Source organism: Oscillibacter sp. KLE 1745, from assembly GCF_000469445.2.
Lineage (GTDB): Bacteria > Bacillota > Clostridia > Oscillospirales > Oscillospiraceae > Oscillibacter > Oscillibacter welbionis.
Map to the genome: position 1 here is coordinate 1 of NZ_KI271715.1, position 24,889 is coordinate 24,889.

A 24,889-nucleotide genomic window follows, 5' to 3' on the forward strand; every position below is an offset into this window, starting at 1 on the left:
TAAGAGGACTCCAGCATCTCAATCAAGCTCTTCGGGTTAATCATGCAACTTTCTCCTATATCCCACGCTTGCGTCATCATTTCTCCATTAAAAACATCCTATTGTATCACGAGTACACTGCGGTATCCTTTTTATATTATTGTAATATGACTGGGGTGGCATATACAAATAAAAAGGGCAGGAATCTCGATACAAAACGGACCTGCCGCCGAATGTGGCGGCAGGTCCCTAAACCCGTACGATTCAAATTTTCCGCTCGTCAGCCACCCGGAACATCGCCCGCAGGTTTGCCAGAGGCACCTGGTTGATCGAGCCGCCGGCCGCCAGCACACAGCGGTTGTTTCCTCCGAAGGAGTCGATGACCTGGTTGCATTTCTCGATGGTCTGTTCCTCTGTCAATCCAGCTAGCTCCACAGGGTTTAGGCCGCCCAAGAGGGAGACTTTATTGCCCGTCAGCGCCAGTGCATCCTGGGGAGAAATACTGGGATGATACTGCCAGGCCACCATACCGCCCTTGGGGATATCGGGTGCAACGTGGCGTGCGGTGGAGTCATTGTGCAGCCACCGCTGGGTGTTGGGAAATTCCTTAAAGAGCTTGTCATAGGCGGGCAGAATGAACTCCTGATACGCCGGCTCGCTGAGGAAGGCAGATAGGTCGTCGCACACCAGGATGTGGTGCAGCGGAGCGCCCAGGATCTTCTCCTGTGCCTTGATAAAGTTCACCTGGGTCTCGATGACCAAGTCCAAAATGGCCCACACCAGATCCGGGTCAGCAATCGTGTCAGCACAGAAGTCGCTGATGCCGCGCAGCTGGGCACCCACTGTGAAAGGTCCCATGATAGCGTGAGGGTTCACCTTGTAGCCGGCCGGGCAGTGCTCCACCATGTATTCCAGCTGCTCCAGCGCAATGCGCATATAGTTGTTGCCGTAAGGATCACCCGGTTTGATTGCCAGTACATCATCCAGTTCCTCAATCTCAGCGGGCGCTACGGAAATATAGCCGTGTTCGTCAAAACGCACTTTTCCGCCCAAAGCGCTGCACTCAGCAACTGCGCCGGCGTCGGGAGCAAAATTGCCGCAGCCGTCCAACAGCTCAAGCGCCTCCAGCTGGGCATCGAACATCACCTTTGGATTATGGAAATACTCATTCAGGGGCACCTTCGTTACCGCGTGAAAGAAGGGATATGTGTAGTAGTTGAATACTGCATGGCCATCCGCCTTCTCTCCGGCGATGCTCTTTTTCAGCCGTTCTGCGTTTCTTTCTTTCAGAGTAGACATAATCAATTTCCTTTCTTTTGCGTGGGGGGATCGGCCTCAAGTTGTTTTACCTGACCAAACCCCTTGCATTTTTTCTCACGGTATTGCAACGGAGACATTCCCGTGATTTTTTTAAACACAGTTGTAAAATAACTCTGGTTATCAAATCCCACCATAAGCGAGATGTCGATCATCCGGACCGACTGGTCCATCAGGAGCTTTTTGCTTTGCTCAATGCGGACGGCGTTCAGATATGCGTTAAACGTAACGCCTGTCTCCTGCCGGAAGATGCGGCTGAAATAAGCGCGGGAAAGATATACCTGTCCGGCCACGCTGTCCAGCGTCAGCTTTTCAGCATAATGGGTACGGATGTACTGGGTGGCCTGATGGATAATGTTGGCGTGCTTGACATCAGAAAATTGAAACAGATTATCCATGAAGCGATTCATCGTCTTAGCCAGCCAGCTGCACAGTTCGTCCATGCTGGAAATCCGAGGAATAATCTGTGAGTAATCGTGGGTCATCATGAGCATGGTCTGCGCATCAGCCCCGCCTGTGATTGCCGCTCTGGAGATCAGCACCAGCAACTCATAGATACGGGATTTTGCCACAAAAAGGTTCCCGCCCAAAGTGAAGAAGATATGCCCCAGCAGCTCGTTGAGGCATCGATTGGCCCGTTCCCGGTCCAGATGGGAAATACTATCCAGCAATTCATTCTCCACGGCGAACGGATAGGGCGGAGGCTGCTTTTCCCCCTTCATGGCAGAGAGATACGAGGAGACCTGCTTCTGAATAGAGTAGGATTCCTGCAATTCCAGCATATTGCTGGCAGCCCAAACATTGTTCATAAATCCTACGGCCATGAACAGCAGAGAAGAAATATCCTCCACCCGCGCGGCTGGAACCACCGGGATCTTCTGTACTTCAGCAGTCAGCTCCTGCAAATCATAAGGCATTTGTGCGCGGGGGAGCAGGTCATCATGGATGTAGTCTTGCCGGCCCATCATCAGGAAGGGCCCTACCGTAATCTTAGCGTCGGTACTGTCCGTCCCCACAATCGGAGATGTAAAACAAGTCAGACCCAGCGGGCAAAAATAAACATACTTACCGCCGAATCGCTCCGCTTCGTTCATGCCGTAGATGTGGCTCTGTATGCACAGCGTATGCTGTTTCCCCGCCAGCTGGCATATGCGGCAGTTCTCACAGTGATATGTGCCATAGGTCGCCAACGGCTCTCCATCCGCCAATGAGACCACCGTTCCAAGCCCTGTGGAAGTCGTAAAGGCACGGGCGCAGTCCTTTGCCAGCACCACATCAAAATTCTCGTTCTTCCTCATGCCCCTCCCTCCTTCGGATCATTTCCGCAAAAGATTGCAAAACAGGAGAAATAATTGAAAGAAACCGCACTTGCGCTGGATTATAATAAATGCAGTGCTCCTAACGGTTTTAACATTCATTTTGCCAGAACTGCCCGCAAAAAACAACCATGGTCTTGGAGGAATTGATCTATATGGCGCAATATCATCAGACGCTCATCCAGCAGGTCCTGTCTTTAGGGGCCAGCCATGCGGCGCTTCTTCCAGTTTCTCAGCTTCCCTTCGATCCAAGTTTTCGAGATCTCTGTCGCTCAAATGCGTGTGGTATGTATGGTGCCTGTTGGATGTGTCCACCTTACATAGGCTCCTCCGAAGAGCTGATCGAACAGGCAAAAGCCTTTGAGTGGGCGTTGGTTTATCAAACCATCTCTCCGCTGGAGGACAGCTTCGATATCGAGGGGATGTTGGCGGCTGGCCAACAGCAGAACCAGCTGGCCCGAAACATTCGCTTTCTGCTATTGGAGAACGGCTGTTCTTCCTTTTTGCAGCTGGGGGCAGGGGGCTGCCGCAAATGCTCCATTTGCGCAAAGAAAACGGACTCTCCCTGCCGATTTCCGGACGAAGCTATGTCATCACTGGAGGCGTACTGCATTGACGTATCCCGCCTTGCCGAGCGTTGCAGAATGCACTATATCAATGGAGTGAACACCGTGACATACTTCGGCACAGCGTTGCTCCAGGGATAACAAAAACGCTTGTACTTCTCAGGAAATCCGCCGTTTTGCCCAGTTCAGGTTGATTATATCATGTTGCTCTTGTGAAACTTTTAAATTTTTTGCGCTTTTTAGAAATTTGTTGCGCATTTGTAAAAATCGGGGTGACAAAAAAACTTTCTCGTTTTATGATGCAATCAGACTACTGAGGAGGAGCTTATGCCAACGCTTACCATCCATGCCGACTCCGCTGTCAAGCACTGGAGTTTTTCCGGTAAACAGTCTTTGGCCGCTGTTCTGCAGCAGGCCGGCATTGGTCTTCAAATGCCCTGCGGCGGCAATCACACCTGCGGGAAGTGCAAGGTCCGCTGCTCCGGCGCCTTCTCTCCACTGACCGCCGAGGAAGCCGCTCTCCTCTCCCCGGAGGAGCAGGCCGGCGGCGTGCGCTTGGCCTGCCTTACCAGGGTCGTGGGGGATGCCAGCGTCCTGTTCCATGAGAAAACAACCGTTTCTACCCTCTCGGCCGTCACTCTGCCGGAACACACCCTGGGTAGACAGGGGCTGGGGCTGGCGGTGGACATTGGGACCACCACTGTGGCAATGCAGCTCTACCAGCTGGAGACCGGCGCACTTCTGGCGGAGGCTCTTGGAATAAACCGTCAGGACCGCTTCGGCGCCGACGTGATTTCACGGATCGAATCCTCCAACCAGCAGGGCGTCGCTTCCCTTCAGGCGTGCATCCACTGCCAGCTGGAAGAGATGGCTGCCAGTTGCATGCGCCAAGCAGGCACGGACCACCTGGACGCCGCCGTGATCACCGGAAACACCACCATGCTGCACTTCTGGGAGGGACTTGATCCCCGCGGAATTGCAGTGGCCCCCTTTACGCCCGCGTCCCTCTTTGGGTGCACCGGCAGGACTGCCATTGCCGGCATCGCCCCATATCTCCCACCCTGCCTGGGTCCCTATGTGGGCGCCGACATCGTCTGCGCCGTCCTCTCCTCCGGCCTAATGGGCCGGGTGGATGAAACCGCCGTGCTGGCGGACCTGGGGACCAATGGGGAGATCGTCCTCTTCCATCAGGGGCGGCTCTACTGTGCCTCCACCGCCATGGGTCCCGCCTTTGAGGGCGCGGGACTCTCCTGCGGCATGCAGGCCTCCCCCGGCGCCATTAGCACCGTCTCTCCGGGACAGGACGGCTCTCTCACCATTTCTGTGATCGGCGGAGCGGAAGCCCAGGGCATCTGCGGCTCCGGCGCGCTGGACGCTGTGGCCGTGCTGCTGGAGTGCGGTGTCCTGGATGAATCCGGTCTGCTGGAGAAATCCAGTCCTTTGGTCTGTGATCGGAACGGACAGTCCGCCGTGCAGTTTCCCGGCACCTCTGTCTACCTCACACAGAAGGACATCCGCCAGATCCAACTGGCCAAGGCGGCTCTGTGCGCGGGGATCCAGACGCTGCTGGAGACCGCCTCTCTCCAACCGGAACAGGTACATCGACTCTACATTGCCGGCGGCTTCGGCCACTATATGAATTTGGGCAGCGCCGCCCGGATCGGACTCTTTCCGCCCTGTCTGCGGCCCAAGGCCCGTGTCCTGGGCAACGCCGCCCTCGCGGGAGCTGTGACCCTGCTGCTGGATCCATCCTATATGGATATCCTGTCGGATATCACCAGCCGTTCGGAGGAAATCCCCCTGTCCGGCAACAGCACCTTTTCCGACAACTACATTGACCATATCACTTTTGAATCTGAAGAATAAAAGGAGACGAAAAACATGAGCGAAATTCTCAACGAGATCAGCACCTATCTGCAGGCCGGCAAGGCGCCAAAGGTCAAAGAGCTTGTTCAGCAGGCCATTGACGAAGGGATCTCCCCCCAGGACATTCTGGAGGACGGCCTGCTGGCCGGCATGAACGTCATCGGCGGCAAATTCAAGAACAACGAGGTCTTTGTCCCCGAGGTTCTGGTGGCGGCCCGCGCCATGAACAAGGGCATCACGGTGCTGCGTCCCTTGCTGGTCGCTGCCGGCGTGGAGGAAAAGGGCACGGTGATCCTGGGCACCGTCAAGGGCGACCTCCACGATATCGGCAAAAATCTGGTCCGCATGATGATGGAGGGCAAGGGCCTGAAGGTCGTGGACCTGGGCGTGGACGTGCCCGCCTCCGCCTTTGTGGAAGCTGCCAAGGAGCACGGTGCCAAGGTGATCGCCTGCTCCGCCCTGCTGACCACCACCATGGGCGAGATGAAGACTGTGGTGGATGCCGTCAAGGCCTCTGACCTGAATGGCAAGGTAAAGATCATGGTCGGCGGCGCCCCCATCACGGAGAGCTTCGCCCAGTCCATCGGTGCCGATTGCTACACCCCCGACGCCACCGCTGCCGCCGCTGCGGCTCTGGCCTTCTGCGCGGCCTGACTGCGGATTGTTAAGCAAATTCCATCCGGCAACTGTGACCGCCCTGAACCTGCAGTTTGGGGCGGTCTTTCTTCGATAAAAAGAGATGCTTTTTATCACGGCATGTCAGCAACGCAGCGATATTCGCCTCTCTCCGCCTCTGTTCCCCTTAGACCGGAACGGTGCGTTTCATCCCCGCGTTCAGGCACAGATTCTCTGGTGATACGAGAACGCCTCAATCGCCGCATGGGGACTATCTCGCCATGGCGGACACACCCTCACGCCACCTGTCCAGCCGCTGCATATGCCACATCTCAAAAAGGCTAATAATTACAAAAATTCGCAAGTTTCTATAAGAGTTTCGGCCAAAAATCAGGTAAATTATAATCAGAAAGCCTCTTACAGGCGCTCTCCATATTAATTGACAAAGGGGTAAGAGTATGAAACGCAATATGAAGCAGTGGGTGCAGGAGGTCCTCGACGCTCCTGTCAAGCGCGCCATGCCGGTCCTGTCCTTCCCGGCCATCCAACTGATGGACATCACTGTGCGGGACCTGATCTCCAGCAGCGACCTTCAGTCCAAGGGCATGAAGATGGTGGCCGACCGGGTGCCCGCCGCCGCCGCTGTGAGTCTGATGGACCTTTCTGTGGAAGCAGAATGCTTCGGCTCTCAGATCCGTTTCTCTGATGACGAGGTCCCCACTGTGGTGGGCGCGCTAGTGTCCTCTGCCGAGGAAGTGGACGCCCTGAAGGTCCCCGCTGTCGGCGCCGGCCGCACAGGCATCTACATCGAATCCATTGAGAAGGCCATGAAGCTGATTGAAGACCGTCCCGTCTTTGCCGGTGTGATCGGCCCCTTCTCCCTGGCCGGCCGCCTGATGGACGTGACCGAGGCCATGATCTACTGCTATGAGGAGCCAGAGATGGTATCCGCCCTGATGGACAAGGTGACCGAGTTCCTGATCGCTTACTGCTCCGCCTACAAGCAGGTGGGTGCCAACGGCGTGGTGCTGGCCGAGCCTCTGGCAGGCCTCCTGTCCCCTGCCCTGGCGGAGGAGTTCTCTGCCCCCTATGTGAAGAAGATCGTGGAAGCAGTCCAGAGTGACGACTTCCTGGTGGTCTATCACAACTGCGGCAATGCTGCCATCCAGATGATCGACTCCATCCTGGACACCGGCGCCGCCATGTTCCACTTCGGCAATGCCATCTCTATGAAGGAAATGCTCGAGCACATTCCCGCCGACAAGATCGCCATGGGCAATGTGGACCCCGCAAGACAGCTGCGCAACGGCACGCCCGCGTCTGTCCGGGAGGAAACCCTGCGGATCATGGGCGAGTGCTGCAATCACCCCAACTTCGTCATCTCCACCGGCTGCGATGTGCCTCCCATGTCTCCCTGGGCCAATATCGACGCTTTCTTCCAGGCTGTGGACGAGTTCTACAAAAACAAGTAAAATTATCGCCTATAAAGCACTGCCCGCCGCGCAAACAGCGCAGCGGGCAGTGCTTCTGTGTTCCGGCCGGGGAGGACAGTCCGCGGCCGCTTTTGCCGGATACAGCCGGGGCAGTACCGGCGGGCCGGCTGGCACCCCGTCACCACCCCCGGTCCCGGGGGTCCAGAGTCCCCTCCGCCGCGTACAAAAGCGCGTTGCAGATGGCCGCGGCCACAGTGCTGCCCCCCTTCCGGCCCAGAGCCACGATGGCGGGCACCCCGCACTGGCGGCAGATGTCCAGCAGCCGTTCCTTACTTTCCACCACATTGACAAAGCCCACCGGAACTCCGATGACCAGCGTGGGACGGGCGCCCTCTCCCAGCAGTTGGGCGATTTTCAACAGTGCAGTGGGGGCGTTTCCCACCGCCAGAATCGCCTGGGGGGCCGCCGCCACTGCCCGTTCCATGGACACCAGTGCCCGGGTAGTCCCGCGTCTCCGGGCCTCCTGCGCTATGTCCGGGTCCGCCATATAACACACGGCCCTGCCGCCCAGCCGCTCCAGTGCGGCGCGGCTGACACCGGAGCAGGCCATATGGGTATCCGTTACGATCACACCGCCCCGGCGGAGATACTCCACCCCCTGTTGGGCGGCATTGGGCGTAAAGTGCAGGGTTTTGGCAAAGTCAAAGTCCGCAGTCGCATGAATCACCCGCTGGACCACGCTTCCCTCCGCGCCCTCCGGCAGGGTGAGTCCCTGCTCCTCCAGCTCCTGCCGGATGATGGCCATGCTGGTGCGTTCGATATCCGCTGGTCTTGTGTGGGTCAGGCTCATTTTCCGCCGCCTCCTTCTTTCAAAATCCGATAGATCTGCTCCATGTCTATGGCATTTCGCAGCCCCTCCGCCAGCAGGTCATACTGGCGTGCCTGATAGTCCCGGTACAGCTCCGGAGCGGCGGAGCCGGGGTCGATCCCCTTCCTGCCGCAGAGCCAGCGGGCCAGCCTGTCTGTCAGCGCCCCGCTGTCAAAAAGTCCGTGGAGATAGGTGCCCAGCACATTTCCCTGCCGGCATCCGTCTTCCAAACCGCTCTCCAGGCGGCAGAACGGCTCTCCCCGGACCTGCGTCAGCCCCATGTGGATCTCATATCCATCCAGCGCCGCGCCCCCCAGGGGGCCGCCGGTGGTCTCGGCCCGCACCCGGGTCCGGATCTTCTCCGGGGCGAACACCGTGCTGCAGGGCAAGAGGCCCATGCCCTTGATCCGGCGAAGGGTCCCCTCCACGCCGTCCGGGTCCTCCAGGACCTCTCCCAGCATCTGGTAACCTCCGCAGATGCCCAGCACCGGTGTACCGACGGCGGCCAGCTTCAGGATCGCCGCCTCCAAGCCGCTCTCCCGAAGCCAGATCAGGTCTGCCGTGGTGCTCTTGGTCCCGGGCAGGATCACAAGGTCCGGATGGCGTAGTTCCTCGGTCCGCCCCACATAGCGGACACCGAGGGCAGGATGGCTCTCCAGCGGGGCAAAATCCGTAAAATTAGAGATGCGGGGCAGGTGGATCACCGCGATGTCCACCGGGCTGCGGCTGTCCTTCTGCGCCAGACGGGGGGAGAGGGAGTCCTCATCCTCCAGATCCACCGCAAGATAGGGTACCACCCCCAGCACAGGGATGCCCGCCCGCTCCTCAAGCTCCCGCAGGCCCGGCCGCAGAATCTCCGGGTCGCCCCGGAACTTGTTGATGAGAAGGCCCCTGATCCGCCGCCGCTCCTCCGGCTGCAGCAATGCCACTGTCCCGTACAGCTGGGCGAACACGCCGCCCCGGTCGATGTCCCCCGCCAGCAGCACCGGTGCGTTCACCTGCTCTGCAAGGCCCATGTTCACAATATCCTCCGCCCGCAGATTGATCTCCGCCGGACTTCCGGCTCCCTCGATGACCACAATGTCGTACTGGGAGGCCAGGGAGTCATAGGCCGCCAGGATCTCCGGCAGCAGCTGCCGCTTGTACCGGAAATATTCACGTGCCGTCATCTGTCCCCGGATCTCTCCGTTCACGATGACTTGGCTGCCGGTGTCGCTGGAGGGCTTGAGAAGAACGGGATTCATACGCACGTCCGGCTCCAGTCCGGCGGCCGCCGCCTGCATCACCTGCGCGCGGCCCATCTCCAGCCCGTCCGCGGTCACATAGCTGTTCAGCGCCATATTCTGGCTTTTGAAAGGTGCCACAGTGTAGCCGTCCTGCCGGAAAATCCGGCACAGCCCGGCGCACAGCACACTTTTGCCGGCCCCGGACATGGTCCCCTGGACCATGATGCACTTCGCTCTGCTCATTTCACAATCTCCTCCAATGCCTCCATCAGGCGCTGATTCTGCCGTCGGGTCCGCACTGCCGTGCGGTACCAGGTCTCATCCAATCCTATATAGTTGGCGCAGCTGCGCAGCAGGATCCCCCTCCGGGCAAGAGGTTCTCCCAGAGATACGGGACTTTGAAAGAGCAGATAGTTGGCCTCGCCGGGCACCACCCGCAGTCCCAAGGTTCCCAGACGCTTTGCCAGCCAGGGCCTCTCCCGCCTCACCAGAGAACGGACCCGCTCCCGATAAGCCGTCTCCCTGAGGGCCGCCGCGCCCGCCGCCTGGGCCGGAACAGACACCGACCAGGGCTGTCCCGCAAGATACATCCTCTCCAGCAGCGCCCGGTCGGCACACAGGGCATATCCCAGGCGGATGCCCGCCATGGCGTAGAGCTTCGTGAACGCCTTCAGGATCAGGAGATTGGGATACGCCTCCAGTTCCCCCTTCAGGGTGTGGGACTCCGGATCGTCCAGCAGATCCCCGAAGCACTCGTCCAAAACCAGCCGCGTCCCCGTCTCCCGGCAGCGCCGCAGAATCCGCAGCAGCAGGGGACGGCCCGCAGTCACGCCGGTGGGGTTGTTCGGCTCACAGAGGAATACCAGGTCCGTCTCCGGGGTGATGGCGTCCAGGACCCCCTCTTCCAGCCGGAAATCTCTCTTCTCAGGCAGGGACCACGTCTTGACAGCGCATCCCACGGACTGCAGGGCCGCGCCGTACTCGGAAAAGGTAGGGGCCGTCACCAGGGCCTGCCGGGGCCGGAGTGCCCACACCACCCGGAAAATCAGCTCCGCCGCCCCATTTCCGCACAGGATCTGCTGGGGCGGCACAAGCTCATACTCGGAAATGGACTCCCGCAGTGCCCGGCAGAGAGGGTCCGGATACCGGTCCATCTGCCCCGCTGCCTGCCGGACAGCCGCACGCACGCCCCCGGGAACGCCCAGCGGGCTGATGCTGGCAGAGAAGTCCAGAGGAAGTTTCCCTCTCTCGCTCAGGAATCCGGCCCAGTCTCCGCCGTGTGTCAACAGTTCACTCATCATATCCCTCCCAGGATGACCGCCGCGCGGATGCCCGCGCACGCCGCCAGCAGCAGCCCGCCGGCAAAGGCCATGGTGCGGCCCGCCCGGCGGATGTCCTCCGGCTCCGCGGAGCGCAGCGCATCCCCGATGGTCGGCTTCTCATACCGCTGCCCGAAATACCAGGCAGGTCCCGCCAACTGGATTCCCAAAGCCCCGGCACAGGCGGACTCCGTCTGCGCTGAATTGGGACTGGCGTGGCAGCGCCTGTCCCGCCGCCAGATCCGGAAGGCTCCGGCGGCACTCTGGCCGGTAAGGCCCGCCCCGGCTATCCAGAACAGCGCCGCGATGCGGGCGGGCAGGTAATTGGCAGCGTCGTCCAGCCGGGCCGCCCGCCGGCCGAAGTACAGATACCGCTCGTTTTTATACCCCACCATGCTGTCCATGGTGTTGACGGCCTTATAGGCCAGCGCTAGGGGCGCGCCGCCGAGGAACATATACAGAAGGGGCGCTGCCACACCGTCGCAGAAATTCTCCGCCACAGTCTCCACTGCCGCCCGGATGACGCCCTCCGCCGTCAGGCGGTCTGTGTCCCGGCCCACGATGCGCCCCACCGCAGCCCTGGCCGCAGGAAGATTCTCCCGTTCCAACTGCCTTTGGACCGCCGCGCTCTCCTGCAGCAGCCCCCGCATCGCCAGGGCCTGCCAGCACCAGAGCGTCTGGACAGCGAAACAGAGCGCCGGATGGATGCACAGGGCCAGGAAGCACACGCCGCCGCAAAAGGCCAGCGTCCCAAGCGGCAGCAGTGCCGCCAGAATGGTCCCCGCAGCGATCTCTCCTCCCGGGGTGGGAGGGAATCTCCGCCGGAGGGTGCCCTCCGCCCTGGAGATGATCTTTCCCATCAGCACCACCGGGTGGGGCATCCACTCCGGATCTCCCAGCAGCAGATCCAGGAGAAAGCCGCACACCGCAGCTCCAAGAATCAGCATCGCTCTCCGCCTTTCCCATACCAAAGCTCCCCTGTGAGTTGCAGGGCGTGTTCCCGTCTCCAGAGCCCCTTGTCCGTCTCCAGCGCAAACCCACCTCCGCAGGGGGCCGTCCACTGGAAATACGGCCGCCCGGGCCGGGCGAATGTCTCCAACGCCGCCATCAGCACACCGCCGTGGGCCACGACGACAACCCACTCCTCGCTCCGGGCGAGCGTGGCATCCATCAAATCAGAAAATGCCTCCCGCACCCGGCGGCAGAACTGTCCACGGCTCTCCCCCCCGGGGCAGGTCCCCTCGCAGCCGCCCTCCACCCAGGCCCGGTAGGCCGCGTCATGCTCCATCTCCTTGTAATTGCGCCCTTCAAAGGCCCCGAAGTCCATCTCCCGGAACCCCTCCACAGGCACCTGGCGGGCGTGGGGAAAGAGCAGCTCTGCCGTGCGGCGCGCCCGGCTCAGCGGCGAGACGTAGACGGTCTCCGGTGCCTCTTCCACAGGCCGCAGCTCCTCCTCTCCCATCTGAGAGAGCGGGATGTCCCGCAGGCCCTGATAGCGTTGCTCATCGTTATAGGCCGTGCGCCCATGACGCAGCAGATACACTCTCATCCCAAAGCCCCCTTGAGCACGGTGGGAATCCCACAAAATACCCGCACAACAGTTTGTGCACGCTGCGCCAGCAGGCAGCTGAGGCGGCCAGCCGCCTCCCGGGCGGCCCGCTCCGCCGGATCGGCAGGCACCACGCCCCCTCCCACCTCCGTGGCGATGACTACAGGGTAGTCGCTCAGCCGCCGGGCAAGGGCCTCCAGGTCCTCCGCGTTCGGGGCCAGGTCCTGCACGTCCCAGACAGCCTTTTTCTCCAGTTCCTCACGGCTCCAGCCCAAAAGCCCCATCGCCGCCTGCCGCTTTCCGGCAAACAGCGGTCCGGTAATGAATATCATAGCAGCTCCTCCACCTGCTGGCAGACCACCAACGCCGCCAGCATCCAAAATTCCGCCCTCTGCATAAACCAGCCGGCCAGGTCGCCTGTAATCCCGCCGAATTTGGCCCGGGCGGTGCAGCTGTAGTGCCACATCACCACCGCGGCCGCGGCCGTCATAGCAGCGCCGGGCACGGTGCCTAGGACCCACATCAGCACTCCGGTCAGAAGCACCGTGGCCGCCAGGATGATTCGCGCCCGCCCCCGGTGGGCGGCGGAAGCAAACGTATGGGCCAGCCCCGTGTCCTTGGCCAGCGGAAAGGCCGTGATGGCAACCCCCGACATGGCCCGGGAGAGGACGAAGGACAGTCCCATACACAATGCAGCCGGTCCCGTGGGATCCACAGCGGTACAGAGCGCAAAATACCCCACGAAATAGGTGCACAGGCGAATGATGGCAAAGGCACCGCAGTGAGAATCCGACAGGATCTCCCGGCGCCGCTCCGGGGGGGCGTGACTTGCCAGTGCGTCGCTGGTATCGGCATAGCCATCCAGGTGGATGCCGCCCGTCACCACCACCGGCAGCAGGCACAATCCCGCGCCCCGCAGCAGCTCCGGCAGGGCCAGGCGGCAGCAAAGAGCCGCCCAGCACCACCACAGTGCCCCCAGCACCAGCCCCACCAGGGGAAAGGCGCACATGGCATAGCGCATGTTCCGCTGGTTCCAGACAGGCTGCGGCACCGGCAGCGCCGAGAACATGGAGAAGGCCACGGCGGCGGTCTCCAGGATCAGCATCGCTCTCCCCCCTTGTAGTAGATCGGAACCCCGCAGGACACCTCGCAGACAGAGTCCGCCCAGGCCGCCAGGGTCCGGTTGACCTCTCCCAGCAGCCGTAGGTACTCCAGCGTCCCCTCGCCATATTGACTGCCGCCGGAGAACACCTCATTGGAGACCACGATCAGCTCCCCGCACTGGCAGCGCAGGGCGTCCGCGCCCCGCAGGACCGCCTCCAGCGCCGACGCGGGAGTGTCCCCCGGCCGGAACAGCTCGTTGGCGCACAGATTTCCCATGCACTCCAGCAGAGCCGTGCTCCCCGTGGGAATGGACAGGTTCCTGAGATTCCGGTAGCACTCCACCGTCACAAAGCCTCGGCCGGCCCGGATCTGCCGGTGGCGGTCGATGCGCCGCAGACACTCTTCATCAAAGGGCTCCATGGTGGCGATGTAGATCCGGGGCCTGCCGGGGGAGCGCACCGCCAGTTCCTCTGCCCAGGCGCTCTTTCCGCTGGCGGAGCCGCCTACCACAAGCGTCATCATGGCTGACCTCCCAAAGGCTGATAGGCCTCGATCCCCGTCTCGTCGAAGGTGCTGCTGCCCTGGTACACCGCCAGAGCCATGTCCAGCAGGGGGATGGCTGCCACGGCGCCGGTGCCCTCTCCAAGGTGCATACCCGCCGTGATCAGCGGGCGCTTGCCCAGGACCTCCAGCAACAGGCGGCTCGCCGGCTCCTGGGAGACATGACTCGCCACCATGGCTTTGGCAGAGTTTGGACACAGCCTCTCCGCACACAGAGCCGCAGCGGAACTGATTACTCCGTCGATTAGCACCGGGATGCCGTACAGCGCGCCGCCCAGGAATATCCCGCACAGTCCCGCAATGTCAAAGCCGCCCAATTTGCTCAGCACATCCAGAGGGTCCTCCGGGTCGGGCCGGTTCACTGCAATTGCCCGGCGGATCACCTCGATCTTCCGCCGGAGGCCCTGGTCCGACAGTCCGGCGCCCCGGCCGGTCAGCTCCTGGACCTGCCGGCCTAAAAGCATACAGGCAACCGCGCTGGAGGTGGTGGTGTTTCCGATGCCCATCTCTCCGGTGGCCAGCAGACGGCATCCCTGCTCCTGCTGTTCCCGGACCAGCTCGATTCCGGTGAGCACCGCCTGCTCGGCCTGACGGCGGGTCATGGCGGGTCCCACGGAGATATCCTGGGTTCCGTTGCCCATCCGGCGGTCCAGCAGGCCAGGAAGGCCGGAAAAGTCCAGGATTCCCATGTCCACCGGCACCACACGGCAGCGAGCCACCTTCGCCATCATGCAGACAGAGCTGCGTCCGGCGGCCAGATTCCCCGCCACTGCCGCTGTGACGGAGCTGGGGGACTGGGTGACCCCCTGGGCCACCACCCCGTTGTCGGCGCACAATACCAGCAGTGCCCGGTGGCTGAAATCCACTGCGGCACTCCCCGTAAGGGCGGCCACGTTCTCCACCACCGTCTCCAGAAATCCCAGTCCTCCCAGGGGCTTTGCACAGGCGCTCCAGCGTCGGTGGGCCTCCTCCCGGGCCCCCTGGTCCTCAGGTCCAATCTTCTCCACAACTTCCCGCAAGTTCATACCCTATTCTCCGCTCCTTTCCATATCGCTCCGCCGCGGCGACAAACCGCTCCGCCATCTGCGGGCTGCTTGCAAAATACAGGTGTGGGAACCCTGCGTACAGCGTCGGGGACGCAAACCCGCACTGCCAGCTCCGGCCTGTCCCCGTTTTTTCTGCTTTAAAAGCTCCGCCGTTATGAGAGCTGTCCCAATGGTGAAACTCATGGACCGGCACCTGCTCTCCCGGGCGGAAGAGCAGGCTCTCCTCCTGTGCTGTGAGCACGGCATAACCAAAGCGCACCAGCTTCCCTGTGGGGAACCCCTCCCCAGGCAGCAAGCCGGCCATCGGCCACGGATGTCCCTGAGCGTCCTGCAGAGCCCGTCCCAGATATAAAAAGCCGCCGCACTCCGCCACTGTGGGCATGCCATTCTCCACCGCAGCGCGGATCTGCGCCCGCATGGCGCTGTTTTGTGCCAGGGCCGCGGCATGCAGCTCCGGGTATCCCCCCGGCAGATACAGTCCGCAGCTCCCCTCCGGGATGGCCCGGTCCCGGAGGGGGCTGAAAAACAGCAGCCGCGCGCCAGCCCGGGCCAGGGTCTCCAGCGTCTCGGCATAGGTAAAGCAAAACGCCTCGTCCCGGGCCACTGCAATGGCGGTTCCATGTCCGGGCACCGGCGGCGCGGGATCTCCCGGCCAATCCGGCCCGCTGAACAGTTCCAGCAGCCGATCCAGATCCACATGCCTCTCCAGCGCGTCGGCCAGCAGCCCGATCCGCGCCCGCAGATCCTGGATTTCACCGGCAGCGTACAGCCCCAGATGGCGGCTGGGGACCTCCGCCCGCTCCTCCCGGGGCAGGCACCCCAGCACCGGCAGGCCCGTCTCCCGCTCCAGCATCGGAGCAAGGTGGCGGCACAGTTCCGGCCGGCACTGGTTGAGCAGGATTCCCCTCAGGCGGCTGTTCTCCCGGAAGCTCTGAAGCCCCCGGATCTGCGCGGCCAGCGTCAGCCCCGCGCCGCCGGTGCGCACCACCAGCAGCACCGGCAGCTCCAGGGCATCCGCCACCTGCCAGACGCTGGCCTGATCCGTGCCGCCCACGCCGTCGTACAGGCCCATGGCCCCCTCGCACACCGCCGCCCCGCGGCCCCGGCACCACTGGTCAAAGAGATTCTTCATGGCCGCCCTCTCCGTGAAGAACAGGTCCAGATTATGGCTCTCCACACCCAGTACGGAGCGGTGAAACATGGGATCGATATAATCCGGCCCGCATTTGAAGGCGCAGGGGTCCAGCCCCCGGCGCCGCAGCGCCGTCAGAAGCGCGCAGGTGACGGCGGTCTTTCCAGAGGAGGATGCCGGGGCGGACACCATCAGCCGGATCACGGTTCTTCTCCCGCAGGCGCCTTCGCGCAGATGAGGAAAACCGGGTTGGCAGCCGTCAGAAGATGATACCTCCCCGCCGCCCTGGTATGGCTCACCGCGATCTGGCATACCTCCGCCTCCCGTCCCGCAGCTGTCAGGGCCGCAGTAGCCGCGGCCAGCGTCTCCAGAGTGACAGCGGAGACGCAGATGCGGGCCGCCGGATTCCGCTCCATCGCAGCCGTCAGGATGTCTGCCAGCTCTCCGCCGCTGCCGCCCACAAATACTGCGTCCGGCGCGGGCAGCCCGGCCAGGGCCTCCGGCGCGCGCCCAGGCACCACAGTGAGGTTCCAGGCGCCGAACCGCTCCCGATTCTGCCGGATCAGGCCGCAGGCCTCGGGCTGGCGCTCCACAGCATATACCCGGCCCCGCCGGGCCGCCAGGGCCATCTCCACGCAGACACTTCCAGTGCCGGCCCCCACATCCCAGACGGTGTCCCCGGGCCGAATGGCCAGCTTCGCCAGGGCAGCGGCGCGAACCTCCTGCTTCGTCATGGGAACATTGCCCCGCAAAAAGGCCTCGTCCGCAAATCCAGGGGTGCGCCGGACAGCGGACGGTTCCGCCGCCTCCGCCAGCAGCACCGAGAGCGAGTCAAATTTCCTGTGGGAAAACGACCCCGCCGTCCCGCACACCACACGCTCGTCCGGATAGGAGAGGCGTTCCCCCACCGTTACCGGAAGGCCGCCCAGTCCCGCCTCCGCAAAGGCCTGGCACAGGCGGGCGGGTCCATCAGCGCCGCCGGTGAGGAAGAAGGCCGGGCGGCCGTCCATCACGGCAGGCACAGGGTCGCAGTCCGTACCGTGGGCAGAGCACAGATTCCAATCCTGCCAGGGTCTGCCCAGGCGGGCTGCCAGCAGCTGCACGCTAGAGATTCCGGGGAGCACGCGGATATCCTCCCCCCCCATCTCCCGCAGGCGGCGCAGCAGCTGGCTGGCACCGGAGTGGATCCCTGTGTCTCCGCTGAAGAGCACACAAGGCCGTTGTGCCCCCTCAAGGTGCAGCAGCTCCAGAATCTCCTCCGTGCGGACCGCCGCCCTCCGGCGGGAGGTACATCCCTCCGGCAGGTCCTCCAGCAGCCGGGACGCGCCGATCAGAAGGTCCGCCTGCAAAAGAGCCTGCCTCCCCTCCTCCGTAAGCGTGGCTGCACTGCCGCAGCCCATGCCCACCAGTGTCAGCGTCATCTCATCATCTCCTCGCACAGTTTTACAATAGATGCCAGATCCTCTCCCTGATCCTCCGGGCGGCACAGCACGATCAGCTCCGCTCCCGTAGTCTCCGCCGCCCGGGCCTTTTCTGGGAATCCCCCAGCGGTGCCGCCGTCCTTGGTGACCACCCAAGCGATGTGGTACTGGCGAATTAACGCCTCGTTAAGTTCCTGGGAGAAAGGTCCCTGCATGGCCAGAATGTTCCGGTGGGGGATGCCCGCGGCCTCACAGGCCGAAAGGCTCTCATGGCTGGGCAGGACCCGGGGATAAAGCCGCTGCGGCTCAATGGCGGAAAAAGCCCCCAGCTCTTTGCTGCCGGTGGTCAGCAGGATGTTGCCCCGCTCCTGCGCCAGCAGAGCGGCGGCGGCAGGCGCGTCCGCCACCTGGATCCCGTCTGCAGCGCTCTCCCGACGCAGCAGACGCCGCAGAGGCACGCCCGCGGCGTCACAGGCATCCCGGAGAGTCCGGGAGATATTTTCCGCGTAAGGGTGCGTAGCGTCGATGCACAGGTCCGCTCCCTCCAGCAGCGAGAGGATCGCCGTCCTGTCCTTCCGTCCGGTCAGCACCGTGATCCCGGGGGCTTTCCCCTGCTCCTCCCGGCCGTATTCGGTGGCCACACACACCAGCACCTGCGCTCCCCGCTCTGCCAGAAGGTGCGATATCTCCCGCCCCTCTGTGGTGCCGCCGAAAATCAGAATGTTCATCTCTGGCGATACCCCCGGGGAGTCACCATATGGCCCTCCGCCAGGATGGTGGTGGAGGAGCCCACAAAGACCGTGGTGAACATGTCCACCTGCTCCTCCCGCAGCTCCCGCAGCGTCAGCAGGCGGGACTCCTGCCCCTCCCGGCCGATGTTGCGCACCCAGCCGCACACCGTGTCTCCGGACCGATGGCGCAGCAATATCTCACAGGCCCGGCGCAGATAGTCCCGCCGCTTGCGGGAGGCGGGATTGTACAGGCACAGGGCAAAGTCCCCAGCGGCGGCGCACTCCAGCCGCCGGCTGATAGTTTCCCAGGGCGTCAGCAGATCCGACAGGGAGACCACACAGAAGTCGTGCCCCAGCGGCGCACCCAGCACCGCAGCGCCGGAAAGTGCCGCAGTGATCCCCGGCACCACTGCCACCTCTACCTCCGGGTAGTCCCGGGCCAGCTCCAGAAGGGGCCCCGCCATACCGTAGACCCCCGCGTCTCCACTGCACACCAGGGCGGTGGTCCGGCCGCTCCGGGCGCTCTCCAGCGCCCAGCGGCAGCGTTCCAACTCCTGGGTCATGGGGGTGGTGAACACCTCTTTTTCAGGATACAGGGGCGCTACAAGATCCACATACACCCCATAGCCGCACAGCACATGGGCCTCATCCAGGGCGCTGCGCGCCTCGGCGGTGAGGCAGCGACTGTCCCCGGGACCCAGCCCCACTACATACACTTTACGCATTCGTCCATCTCCAATCCAGGGAAACCGGCCGCAGGGCTACCGCCATGGTGATGCCGTCTCCTGCGTGTTTTCCCGTCCAGATAGCGCCCCCTGCAGCCAGGGCGGCGCTTCGTTCACATACATTGTCCGTCCCGGTGACGCGCCTGACAAACTCGGAGGCAGTGAAAGTCCCCTCCACTGCCATGAGCTGGCTGGTAGAATAGGCCGCTAGCGGCCACCCCCGGGAGGCGCAGAAGGTCAGAAGCCCCGGCTCCGCCGCCTTGAGATCGATGGTAGCCGCAAGGACCACCGCCTCCGGCCACAGCCCGGTCTCTCTGCACAGGGCTGAAAAGGCCGCCTCCAGAGTTTCCTGTGAGGTGCCCCTCCTACAGCCGACCCCCAGGACCGCCACCCGGGGCACCAGCGAAAGGGCTCTGCCATCTCCCCGGCCCACATCCACCCTCACGTGACATCCTTCCTCTCCGGTCAGGAGCACGCCCTCCGGGGGCGTCCCTGACACAGGCCAGCGGGAGAAGACGCGGATGCTCTCCCCCCGCAGCACCCGGGAGGAGATCTCCTTGATCTTACCGGGCTCTGTCACAACGCACCCCTGACGGCGCGCCCACTCGTCCACAGCAAAGGCGTGCCGGAGATCTGTGGCGGTGGTGATCACCGCTTCCGCACCGCAGATCCGGGCGATCTCCCTGGCCAGATCGTTGGCGCCGCCCAAGTGCCCGGAGACTACCGGCACAGCATAGCGTCCCGATTCATCCACAGCCACCACCGCCGGGTCTACAGCCTTGCTCTGCAGGCAGGGAGCAATTGCCCGCACAGCGATGCCCACAGCCCCCACAAAGACCAGTGCCTGACAGCCTGTCTGGAAGGCGTCCCGGGTCCAATTCTCCAGGGAAATTCCCTGGCCCGCCCCAATCCTCGTCAGTGTACCTCCCAGTCCCCGGTGCAGCCGCTCCGCCAGGGCGGCGCCCCGGTCGGTAAAGGCGGCGAAGGCGATATCCCGCCCGCTCACGGCCTCCCCTCCCGGAATTCCGTGGTAAAGGCCGGGTCATACAGCTTACTGCGTCTGTAGGCATCTCCCAGGAAATCCCCCACCAGCACCAGGGCAGTTTTGCGAATGCCCGCCTCCTGCGCAGTGCGGGCCAGCGTCCCCACGGTACAGCGGACCACTTTCTCCTCCGGCCAGGTGGCCTTGTACACCAGGGCCGCCAGGGTCTCCGCCATGTAGGCTCCCCCCCGGAGCAGCTCCTCCTGGACCTTATCCAGCATCCCCGCAGAGAGGAACAGCACCAGGGAGGCCCCATGAGACGCCAGGGAGGCCAGATTCTCCCCCTCCGGCACCGGGGTCCGGCCGGCCATGCGGGTGATGATCACGCTCTGGCTGACGTCCGGGAGCGTATATTCGGCCCCGAGAGCCGCTGCCGCGCCGCAGAAGCTGGAGACGCCCGGCGTGTCGTCATAGGGGATGCCACGGCTGTCCAGCGCGTCCATCTGCTCCCGGATGGCCCCATACAGGCACGGGTCCCCGGTGTGGAGCCGGACAGTGTTCTTCTTCTCCCGTTCCGCCCGCTCCATGACCTCCAGGACATCCTCCAGAGTCATCTCCGCGCTGTTGTAGATCTCACAGTCCTCCCCCGCCATCTTCAGAAGCGCCGGGTTCACCAGGCTCCCGGCATAGATGATTACATCGGCGGAGCGCAGCAGCTCCGCCCCCCGCAGGGTGATCAGGTCCGGGGCGCCGGGGCCGGCGCCGACAAAGTGCACCATACGTTCATCTCCTCACAATCAATGTGGCAAAATAGCCTGTGTGTTCCGGCGGCCTCTCCCGGGAAAGGTCCGGGTACACCGCCTCGCCCGGCATGCCGCAGTTCTCCACCAGCATACTCTCCACCAGAAGGCCGCGGCTCTCAAGGCTGTGCAGGATCGCCGGGAGCTGCTGGCCGGATTTCATCAGCACCTTCGTGCCCGGCAATGCCAGGGCAGCCTCCGTGTCGGCACTGCCCGGCAGGATGTGTAGCCCCTGGTTCATCTCCGTCAAGCTCACCCCCAGCCTGGCCGCCGACGCGCAGAAACTGGGGACCCCGGCAATCATCACCGTCTCATAGCCCTGCCCCCGCAGAAGCTCCGCAAGATACGAGCAGGTGGCGTAGATGGACACGTCCCCCAGGTTCAGCATGGCCACATCCTCTCCCCGGTCCAGGAACTCCGCCACCGTGCGGGCCGCCCTCTGGTGGGTCTGCTCCAGCACAGCGGGATCCCGGTTCATGGAAAAGGAGAGGGGCACCACGGTCTTCCCCTTGAGGTCCACCGCCCCGGCAGCGATGCGCAGGGCCAGCATCTCGCCGTTTTTCGTCTGGGGCGCGGCCACAACACGGCACCGCTCCAGAAGCCGCACCGCCTTCAACGTCATCAGCTCCGGATCGCCGGGGCCCACGCCCACTCCATAAAATACTCCCTTTCTCATGCGCTCCTCCATCTTGACAAAAGTTCCTCTGCCTGGCGGGTCTGCCCCAGCAGGCCGTATTCGTTGGAAAACATCACCGCGCCCACCTGGAAGACACCGCCTGCCCGCCGCTCCAGATGGGTCTGAATGGCGGCCATCAGGCTGGCCATCACCGGCCGGCGGAGTCCGGCCTCCTCCAGAAGAGCGATTCCGGCGTCCACTGTGGCAACCTCCATCAGTCGGCGGCACAGTACCTGATCCGCCCCCTGGACTGCGGCATGGGCCACCAGGATCTCCATCCGGCAGTCCGCCAACCGGGAGTGGGTGTTCATCACCCCGCCAGCCACTTTGACGAGCTTTCCCGCATGGCTCACCACCACCACGGCGGAAAAGCCCTCTCCCCCGGCCATATCCAGCGCCTCCCCCAGGAAGTTGGAGCACTTGACACATGGGACGCCGGGCAGCTCCAGCCCGCTCCGGCACAGAAAATCCAGTCCGTAATTTCCGGGGGTCAGCAGCAGGCGGTCCGCGCCATAGGCTCTGGCCTGCCGCAGCTCCACGCCGATGGTGTCCACAAGGGCCTGCTGGCTCATGGGTTCCACCACGCCGGAGGTTCCCAGGATGGAGAGTCCCCCCTCAATTCCCAAGTGAGGGTTGAAGGTCCGCCGGGCCAGTTCCTCGCCGCCGGGGATGCGGATCACCACCCGGATGCCGCCGTTATAGCCGGCGGCCCGGCACTCCCGCTCCACAGCGGCGGCAATCATCTGTCTGGGCACATGGTTGATCGCGGCGGCGCCCACAGGCTGGTCCAGCCCCCGGCGCGTCACCCGGCCGACGCCCTCTCCCCCGTCAATCTCCACCCCGGCGGCGATACGGGCCACGTCGGCAAAGATCAGGCACCCGTGGGTCACGTCAGGGTCATCGCCGCCGTCTTTTTCCACCGCGCAGGAGGCGCAGTCCCCCTTCAGGGCCTGCCGGAGCAGCGGGGCCTCCACCTCCAGGCCCTTAGGTGTCACCAGCGCCGCGGTCTGTGGAGGGGACCCGGTCAGAAGAAAACGGGTGGCTCCGGCTGCGGCCAGGGCGGCGCAGGTGCCGGTGGTATACCCCTGCCGCAGCCATTTCTGTCCGCTGCGGATGTAATGCTCAAAGGCCATCTGCCGTCTCCCTCCGCAGCACCTGCTCCAGATGGCGGCAGTACATCTCCTGTACGCCCCGCAGCTGACCCAGGCCCTGCATCTCGCAGCGCAGGCGGTATCCCTCCGCCTCCAGCCGGGTGCGCCAGCTATCCTCCGGGCCGGCCATATCGTTGAGGGCATGGTCCCCGGCCACCAGCATCAGCGGTGCCAGGCGGATCCTTCTCCGCCCGCTCCTCCGGAGCTGAGCGGACACCTCCTCATAGGCGGGCCAGCCCTCCACGGTGCCAACTAGAACATCCTCACGGCCCTGGATTTGGAACACCGTCTGCAGTGCCGCATACATGACATTCGCGAAGTGGTCCGTTCCATGTCCAAAGAGCACCAGGGCTTCATCCTCCTGCGCCGGCCAGGCTGCCGACAGGACCTGCGCAAGCTGCCGCAGGTCGTCAGTGCCGCCCAGCAGGGGCGGCCCCAGCGTCAGCGCCGCGAAACGGTCCTTCCAGGGGGCCATCTCCCGGCAGATCTTTTCGTACTCATTGCCAAAGAGAATGTGGGTGGGCTGAACCAGCACATCCTCCACTCCCTGCTCCGCGAGCTGTTCCAGGGCGCCGGACACGCCCGGGATCTCCTCTCCCCGGGCGGACAGGAGCCGGCGGATGATCGTACTGGTGAAAGCCCGGGCCAGACGGCGGTCTGGTGCCGTCCGCTTCAGGGCCGCCTCTACCGCCTCAATGCTCCCGCGGGCCTCCGGCACACTGGTCCCGAAGCTGACACACAGCAGTGCTTTTTTCATGTCCCTTCCTCCCTTTTTGCCGTCCCGGCCAGCAGGCGGGCGGCGGTCTCGAATTCCTCCAGGGTCCTGGGGAGCGGCTCAAGCCCCAGCGCCTCTCCGGCCCGGAACAGGACGGGCTGCTCCAGGCCGCAGCCCTCCAGCAGCTCTCTGTCCCGGAACAGGTTCTCGGGGGGCATATCTGCCGCAAGCTCACCGCTGCGGAACACCAGGACCCGTTCCGCCCAGCGCCAGGCGAAGTCCACGTCATGGGTGGACACCATCAGGGACATTCCCCAGGACTCCAGCATCGTCAAAGTTTTCTCAAAGATCCGGCGGTGCCTGGGATCAAGGCTGGCGGCCGGTTCATCCAGCAGCAGCAGCCGCGGCTCCATGGCCAGTACGTCGGCAATGGAGATCTGCTTTTTCTCCCCGCCGGAGAGGTATTGAGGCGCCCGGGCGCGCAGATGGGTGATCTGAAGCTGCTCCAGGGCCGCCTCCACCCGGCGGACCACCTCCTGCCGGGGCAGGCGAAGGTTCATGGGGCCGAAGCTGATCTCCTCCTCCACCGTTCCGCCCAGGATCTGTACGTCCGGGTCCTGAAACACCAGTCCCACGCCCCGGCGCAGGTCGTTGAGCTCCCGCCTCCCCACAGGGTGCCCCAGAAAATACACCGTTCCCTCCCACGGCCGAAGAACGCCGTTGGCCAGCAGGAAGAAGGTGGACTTGCCCGCCCCGTTCTCTCCCAGCACGGCGATCCGCTCCCCGGCCGAGACCGTCACGCTGCACCCGCACAGGGCTGGATACTCCTCCCGCCCTTCCTCGTAGGCAAAGGACACATTTTCAAAGCGCAGCAGTTCCTCCATAAGCCCTCCTCAAACAATTTCCGCCGCCAGCAGTCCGGCAGAGAGCGCCATCAATCCCGCGAAGACCCACAGCTCCACAGGGCGGGGCGGCGCGGAACGGGGAAGGAAGCAGATCTCCCCGCCGCAGCAGCGGCTCTCCATGGCGTCAAAGCAGGTGCCGGCCCGCCGGAAGCTCTTTGCCAGCACCCTGCCGTACACCATGCCGGTGGTCCGCAGGCTCCTTGCCAGGCCGTCATATCCCAGGCGGCTGGCAGCGGCGTCCCGCATCTCGCGGCAGGCTGTTTGCAGAATGAAGATATACCGGTAGATCAGGATCGCCAGGTCCAGAAGCACGCCGGGCATCCGCAGCCGCCGCAGGACGGAGAGCACCTCCGGCACAGGGGTGGTCAGGCTGAGGAAGTACAGACAGCTCACCGCCCCCACAGCCCGGGCCAGCACCAGTCCCGTCATGGCCTGGGACTCTCCCGTCACTACCAGCCAGCCGCCGAAGCAGGGAATGGAGAGCAACCCCTCCGGCTCATGGGCATAGGTCCACAGCAGCGCCAGGGCCGAGAGCAGCATAAAGACCGCCGGCAGCCGGAGCAGCGCCAGATACCGCCTGGCCCCCAATCCTCCGCCCCAGGCAGTCATCCCGCACAGCACCAGCGCCAGGATCAGGGGCATCCGTGCCCCCGGCGACGCCACGCACAGCACCAGTAGAACCGCGCTGCCAGCCATTTTCAAGGGGGCGTTCCATCCGGAGAGACGGGAGCGGTGTGCATACACATCCATGGTCAGCACACCGCCGTGGGCGTGGCCCGCCAGCAGCAAAAGCCCCGCCAGCACCGACAGCGCAGCGATCCAGCCCACCGGCATCCTGCCCAGCAGCAGGCAGAGCACCACACCGGCGGCCAGGACTCCCGTCATA

The 24,889-nt window shown here is 63.5% G+C and carries 26 protein-coding genes; 4 read left to right on the forward strand and 22 right to left on the reverse strand.

What is annotated here, in order from left to right:
• Positions 1 to 243 precede the first annotated feature (243 nt).
• Together HMPREF1546_RS06705 and HMPREF1546_RS06710 are read right to left on the reverse strand one after the other, a co-directional pair.
• A complete protein-coding gene (locus HMPREF1546_RS06705; protein ID WP_021748757.1) occupies positions 244 to 1,278 on the reverse strand; it encodes a uroporphyrinogen decarboxylase family protein in 1,035 nt (344 codons plus the stop codon).
• A gap of 2 nt (positions 1,279 to 1,280) precedes the next feature.
• On the reverse strand, positions 1,281 to 2,594 hold the full coding sequence (locus tag HMPREF1546_RS06710; RefSeq protein WP_021748758.1) for an AraC family transcriptional regulator: 1,314 nt from the start codon (positions 2,592 to 2,594) through the stop codon (positions 1,281 to 1,283).
• A gap of 173 nt (positions 2,595 to 2,767) precedes the next feature.
• On the opposite strand from HMPREF1546_RS06710, the gene HMPREF1546_RS06715 reads away from it, so the two are divergent.
• From HMPREF1546_RS06715 to HMPREF1546_RS06730, 4 genes are all read left to right on the forward strand, one after another.
• Complete coding sequence (locus HMPREF1546_RS06715) at positions 2,768 to 3,319, forward strand: DUF2284 domain-containing protein (RefSeq protein ID WP_051319971.1); 552 nt, start codon at positions 2,768 to 2,770, stop codon at positions 3,317 to 3,319.
• Positions 3,320 to 3,505: 186 nt separating this feature from the next.
• Complete coding sequence (locus tag HMPREF1546_RS06720) at positions 3,506 to 5,044, forward strand: ASKHA domain-containing protein (protein WP_021748761.1); 1,539 nt, start codon at positions 3,506 to 3,508, stop codon at positions 5,042 to 5,044.
• Between the two features lie 15 nt (positions 5,045 to 5,059).
• Positions 5,060 to 5,698 (forward strand): corrinoid protein, encoded by a 639-nt coding sequence (locus tag HMPREF1546_RS06725; protein WP_021748762.1) that lies wholly within the window; start codon positions 5,060 to 5,062, stop codon positions 5,696 to 5,698.
• A 419-nt stretch (positions 5,699 to 6,117) separates the two neighbouring features.
• Complete coding sequence (locus tag HMPREF1546_RS06730; protein WP_021748763.1) at positions 6,118 to 7,131, forward strand: uroporphyrinogen decarboxylase family protein; 1,014 nt, start codon at positions 6,118 to 6,120, stop codon at positions 7,129 to 7,131.
• Between the two features lie 139 nt (positions 7,132 to 7,270).
• Here HMPREF1546_RS06730 and HMPREF1546_RS06735 read toward each other — a convergent pair whose 3' ends face one another.
• Genes HMPREF1546_RS06735 through cbiQ form a run of 20 tightly spaced genes read right to left on the reverse strand, consistent with a single transcriptional unit; the run spans position 7,271 to position 24,888 of the window.
• Positions 7,271 to 7,942, reverse strand: coding sequence for a precorrin-8X methylmutase (locus HMPREF1546_RS06735; RefSeq protein ID WP_021748765.1), 672 nt, complete (start codon positions 7,940 to 7,942; stop codon positions 7,271 to 7,273).
• Complete coding sequence (locus HMPREF1546_RS06740) at positions 7,939 to 9,429, reverse strand: cobyric acid synthase (protein WP_021748766.1); 1,491 nt, start codon at positions 9,427 to 9,429, stop codon at positions 7,939 to 7,941. Before HMPREF1546_RS06740 ends, HMPREF1546_RS06735 begins: the two co-directional genes overlap by 4 nt.
• The gene (locus HMPREF1546_RS06745) at positions 9,426 to 10,484 is read right to left on the reverse strand and encodes an aminotransferase class I/II-fold pyridoxal phosphate-dependent enzyme (RefSeq protein ID WP_349134048.1); all 1,059 of its coding nucleotides are present in this window, start codon (positions 10,482 to 10,484) and stop codon (positions 9,426 to 9,428) included. Before HMPREF1546_RS06745 ends, HMPREF1546_RS06740 begins: the two co-directional genes overlap by 4 nt.
• On the reverse strand, positions 10,484 to 11,452 hold the full coding sequence (gene cbiB, locus HMPREF1546_RS06750; protein ID WP_021751808.1) for an adenosylcobinamide-phosphate synthase CbiB: 969 nt from the start codon (positions 11,450 to 11,452) through the stop codon (positions 10,484 to 10,486). Before cbiB ends, HMPREF1546_RS06745 begins: the two co-directional genes overlap by 1 nt.
• Positions 11,446 to 12,054 (reverse strand): histidine phosphatase family protein, encoded by a 609-nt coding sequence (locus tag HMPREF1546_RS06755; RefSeq protein WP_021748770.1) that lies wholly within the window; start codon positions 12,052 to 12,054, stop codon positions 11,446 to 11,448. The genes cbiB and HMPREF1546_RS06755 overlap by 7 nt, the downstream gene beginning before the upstream one ends.
• Positions 12,051 to 12,386 carry a bifunctional adenosylcobinamide kinase/adenosylcobinamide-phosphate guanylyltransferase gene (locus tag HMPREF1546_RS06760; protein ID WP_021748771.1) on the reverse strand — a complete coding sequence of 112 codons (336 nt, stop codon included), beginning with the start codon at positions 12,384 to 12,386 and terminating at the stop codon, positions 12,051 to 12,053. The genes HMPREF1546_RS06755 and HMPREF1546_RS06760 overlap by 4 nt, the downstream gene beginning before the upstream one ends.
• Positions 12,383 to 13,159: an adenosylcobinamide-GDP ribazoletransferase gene (locus tag HMPREF1546_RS06765; RefSeq protein WP_021748772.1), complete on the reverse strand. Its 777-nt coding sequence runs from the start codon at positions 13,157 to 13,159 to the stop codon at positions 12,383 to 12,385. The genes HMPREF1546_RS06760 and HMPREF1546_RS06765 overlap by 4 nt, the downstream gene beginning before the upstream one ends.
• Positions 13,153 to 13,680 carry a bifunctional adenosylcobinamide kinase/adenosylcobinamide-phosphate guanylyltransferase gene (locus tag HMPREF1546_RS06770; RefSeq protein ID WP_021748773.1) on the reverse strand — a complete coding sequence of 176 codons (528 nt, stop codon included), beginning with the start codon at positions 13,678 to 13,680 and terminating at the stop codon, positions 13,153 to 13,155. The genes HMPREF1546_RS06765 and HMPREF1546_RS06770 overlap by 7 nt, the downstream gene beginning before the upstream one ends.
• The gene (cobT, locus tag HMPREF1546_RS06775) at positions 13,677 to 14,744 is read right to left on the reverse strand and encodes a nicotinate-nucleotide--dimethylbenzimidazole phosphoribosyltransferase (RefSeq protein WP_021748774.1); all 1,068 of its coding nucleotides are present in this window, start codon (positions 14,742 to 14,744) and stop codon (positions 13,677 to 13,679) included. The genes HMPREF1546_RS06770 and cobT overlap by 4 nt, the downstream gene beginning before the upstream one ends.
• A complete protein-coding gene (locus HMPREF1546_RS06780) occupies positions 14,707 to 16,101 on the reverse strand; it encodes a cobyrinate a,c-diamide synthase (protein WP_021748775.1) in 1,395 nt (464 codons plus the stop codon). Before HMPREF1546_RS06780 ends, cobT begins: the two co-directional genes overlap by 38 nt.
• Entirely contained in the window at positions 16,098 to 17,318 is a 1,221-nt protein-coding gene (locus tag HMPREF1546_RS06785) for a bifunctional cobalt-precorrin-7 (C(5))-methyltransferase/cobalt-precorrin-6B (C(15))-methyltransferase (RefSeq protein WP_021748776.1), read from the reverse strand. The genes HMPREF1546_RS06780 and HMPREF1546_RS06785 overlap by 4 nt, the downstream gene beginning before the upstream one ends.
• Positions 17,315 to 18,046: a precorrin-6A reductase gene (gene cobK, locus HMPREF1546_RS06790; protein WP_021748777.1), complete on the reverse strand. Its 732-nt coding sequence runs from the start codon at positions 18,044 to 18,046 to the stop codon at positions 17,315 to 17,317. Before cobK ends, HMPREF1546_RS06785 begins: the two co-directional genes overlap by 4 nt.
• Positions 18,043 to 18,774 (reverse strand): precorrin-3B C(17)-methyltransferase, encoded by a 732-nt coding sequence (gene cobJ / locus HMPREF1546_RS06795; RefSeq protein WP_021748778.1) that lies wholly within the window; start codon positions 18,772 to 18,774, stop codon positions 18,043 to 18,045. The genes cobK and cobJ overlap by 4 nt, the downstream gene beginning before the upstream one ends.
• Positions 18,767 to 19,780 (reverse strand): cobalt-precorrin 5A hydrolase, encoded by a 1,014-nt coding sequence (locus tag HMPREF1546_RS06800; protein ID WP_021748779.1) that lies wholly within the window; start codon positions 19,778 to 19,780, stop codon positions 18,767 to 18,769. Before HMPREF1546_RS06800 ends, cobJ begins: the two co-directional genes overlap by 8 nt.
• Positions 19,777 to 20,535 (reverse strand): precorrin-4 C(11)-methyltransferase, encoded by a 759-nt coding sequence (gene cobM / locus HMPREF1546_RS06805; RefSeq protein ID WP_021748780.1) that lies wholly within the window; start codon positions 20,533 to 20,535, stop codon positions 19,777 to 19,779. Before cobM ends, HMPREF1546_RS06800 begins: the two co-directional genes overlap by 4 nt.
• 4 nt (positions 20,536 to 20,539) lie before the next feature.
• Positions 20,540 to 21,232 carry a precorrin-2 C(20)-methyltransferase gene (cobI, locus tag HMPREF1546_RS06810; protein ID WP_036630029.1) on the reverse strand — a complete coding sequence of 231 codons (693 nt, stop codon included), beginning with the start codon at positions 21,230 to 21,232 and terminating at the stop codon, positions 20,540 to 20,542.
• Positions 21,229 to 22,365: a cobalt-precorrin-5B (C(1))-methyltransferase CbiD gene (gene cbiD, locus HMPREF1546_RS06815; RefSeq protein ID WP_021748782.1), complete on the reverse strand. Its 1,137-nt coding sequence runs from the start codon at positions 22,363 to 22,365 to the stop codon at positions 21,229 to 21,231. The genes cobI and cbiD overlap by 4 nt, the downstream gene beginning before the upstream one ends.
• Positions 22,355 to 23,140: a sirohydrochlorin cobaltochelatase gene (locus tag HMPREF1546_RS06820; protein WP_021748783.1), complete on the reverse strand. Its 786-nt coding sequence runs from the start codon at positions 23,138 to 23,140 to the stop codon at positions 22,355 to 22,357. The genes cbiD and HMPREF1546_RS06820 overlap by 11 nt, the downstream gene beginning before the upstream one ends.
• On the reverse strand, positions 23,137 to 23,982 hold the full coding sequence (locus HMPREF1546_RS06825; RefSeq protein ID WP_021748784.1) for an energy-coupling factor ABC transporter ATP-binding protein: 846 nt from the start codon (positions 23,980 to 23,982) through the stop codon (positions 23,137 to 23,139). The genes HMPREF1546_RS06820 and HMPREF1546_RS06825 overlap by 4 nt, the downstream gene beginning before the upstream one ends.
• Positions 23,983 to 23,991: 9 nt before the next feature.
• A complete protein-coding gene (gene cbiQ, locus HMPREF1546_RS06830; protein ID WP_021748785.1) occupies positions 23,992 to 24,888 on the reverse strand; it encodes a cobalt ECF transporter T component CbiQ in 897 nt (298 codons plus the stop codon).
• Between the last annotated feature and the right edge of the window lies 1 nt (position 24,889).

What these genes read in the sequence shown, in the direction of transcription:
- cbiQ (WP_021748785.1), bottom strand. Translation starts at nt 24,888, where the DNA reads ATGACGGGAGTCCTGGCCGCCGGTGTGGTGCTCTGCCTGCTGCTGGGC.
- HMPREF1546_RS06725 (WP_021748762.1), top strand. Translation starts at nt 5,060, where the DNA reads ATGAGCGAAATTCTCAACGAGATCAGCACCTATCTGCAGGCCGGCAAG.
- HMPREF1546_RS06720 (WP_021748761.1), top strand. Translation starts at nt 3,506, where the DNA reads ATGCCAACGCTTACCATCCATGCCGACTCCGCTGTCAAGCACTGGAGT.
- HMPREF1546_RS06735 (WP_021748765.1), bottom strand. Translation starts at nt 7,942, where the DNA reads ATGAGCCTGACCCACACAAGACCAGCGGATATCGAACGCACCAGCATG.
- HMPREF1546_RS06820 (WP_021748783.1), bottom strand. Translation starts at nt 23,140, where the DNA reads ATGAAAAAAGCACTGCTGTGTGTCAGCTTCGGGACCAGTGTGCCGGAG.
- HMPREF1546_RS06785 (WP_021748776.1), bottom strand. Translation starts at nt 17,318, where the DNA reads ATGACGCTGACACTGGTGGGCATGGGCTGCGGCAGTGCAGCCACGCTT.
- cobM (WP_021748780.1), bottom strand. Translation starts at nt 20,535, where the DNA reads ATGGTGCACTTTGTCGGCGCCGGCCCCGGCGCCCCGGACCTGATCACC.
- cbiB (WP_021751808.1), bottom strand. Translation starts at nt 11,452, where the DNA reads ATGCTGATTCTTGGAGCTGCGGTGTGCGGCTTTCTCCTGGATCTGCTG.
- cobT (WP_021748774.1), bottom strand. Translation starts at nt 14,744, where the DNA reads ATGAACTTGCGGGAAGTTGTGGAGAAGATTGGACCTGAGGACCAGGGG.
- HMPREF1546_RS06755 (WP_021748770.1), bottom strand. Translation starts at nt 12,054, where the DNA reads ATGAGAGTGTATCTGCTGCGTCATGGGCGCACGGCCTATAACGATGAG.
- cobJ (WP_021748778.1), bottom strand. Translation starts at nt 18,774, where the DNA reads ATGCGTAAAGTGTATGTAGTGGGGCTGGGTCCCGGGGACAGTCGCTGC.
- cbiD (WP_021748782.1), bottom strand. Translation starts at nt 22,365, where the DNA reads ATGGCCTTTGAGCATTACATCCGCAGCGGACAGAAATGGCTGCGGCAG.
- HMPREF1546_RS06765 (WP_021748772.1), bottom strand. Translation starts at nt 13,159, where the DNA reads ATGCTGATCCTGGAGACCGCCGCCGTGGCCTTCTCCATGTTCTCGGCG.
- HMPREF1546_RS06760 (WP_021748771.1), bottom strand. Translation starts at nt 12,386, where the DNA reads ATGATATTCATTACCGGACCGCTGTTTGCCGGAAAGCGGCAGGCGGCG.
- HMPREF1546_RS06745 (WP_349134048.1), bottom strand. Translation starts at nt 10,484, where the DNA reads ATGAGTGAACTGTTGACACACGGCGGAGACTGGGCCGGATTCCTGAGC.
- HMPREF1546_RS06730 (WP_021748763.1), top strand. Translation starts at nt 6,118, where the DNA reads ATGAAACGCAATATGAAGCAGTGGGTGCAGGAGGTCCTCGACGCTCCT.
- HMPREF1546_RS06705 (WP_021748757.1), bottom strand. Translation starts at nt 1,278, where the DNA reads ATGTCTACTCTGAAAGAAAGAAACGCAGAACGGCTGAAAAAGAGCATC.
- HMPREF1546_RS06770 (WP_021748773.1), bottom strand. Translation starts at nt 13,680, where the DNA reads ATGATGACGCTTGTGGTAGGCGGCTCCGCCAGCGGAAAGAGCGCCTGG.
- cobI (WP_036630029.1), bottom strand. Translation starts at nt 21,232, where the DNA reads ATGAGAAAGGGAGTATTTTATGGAGTGGGCGTGGGCCCCGGCGATCCG.
- cobK (WP_021748777.1), bottom strand. Translation starts at nt 18,046, where the DNA reads ATGAACATTCTGATTTTCGGCGGCACCACAGAGGGGCGGGAGATATCG.
- HMPREF1546_RS06710 (WP_021748758.1), bottom strand. Translation starts at nt 2,594, where the DNA reads ATGAGGAAGAACGAGAATTTTGATGTGGTGCTGGCAAAGGACTGCGCC.
- HMPREF1546_RS06715 (WP_051319971.1), top strand. Translation starts at nt 2,768, where the DNA reads ATGGCGCAATATCATCAGACGCTCATCCAGCAGGTCCTGTCTTTAGGG.
- HMPREF1546_RS06740 (WP_021748766.1), bottom strand. Translation starts at nt 9,429, where the DNA reads ATGAGCAGAGCGAAGTGCATCATGGTCCAGGGGACCATGTCCGGGGCC.
- HMPREF1546_RS06825 (WP_021748784.1), bottom strand. Translation starts at nt 23,982, where the DNA reads ATGGAGGAACTGCTGCGCTTTGAAAATGTGTCCTTTGCCTACGAGGAA.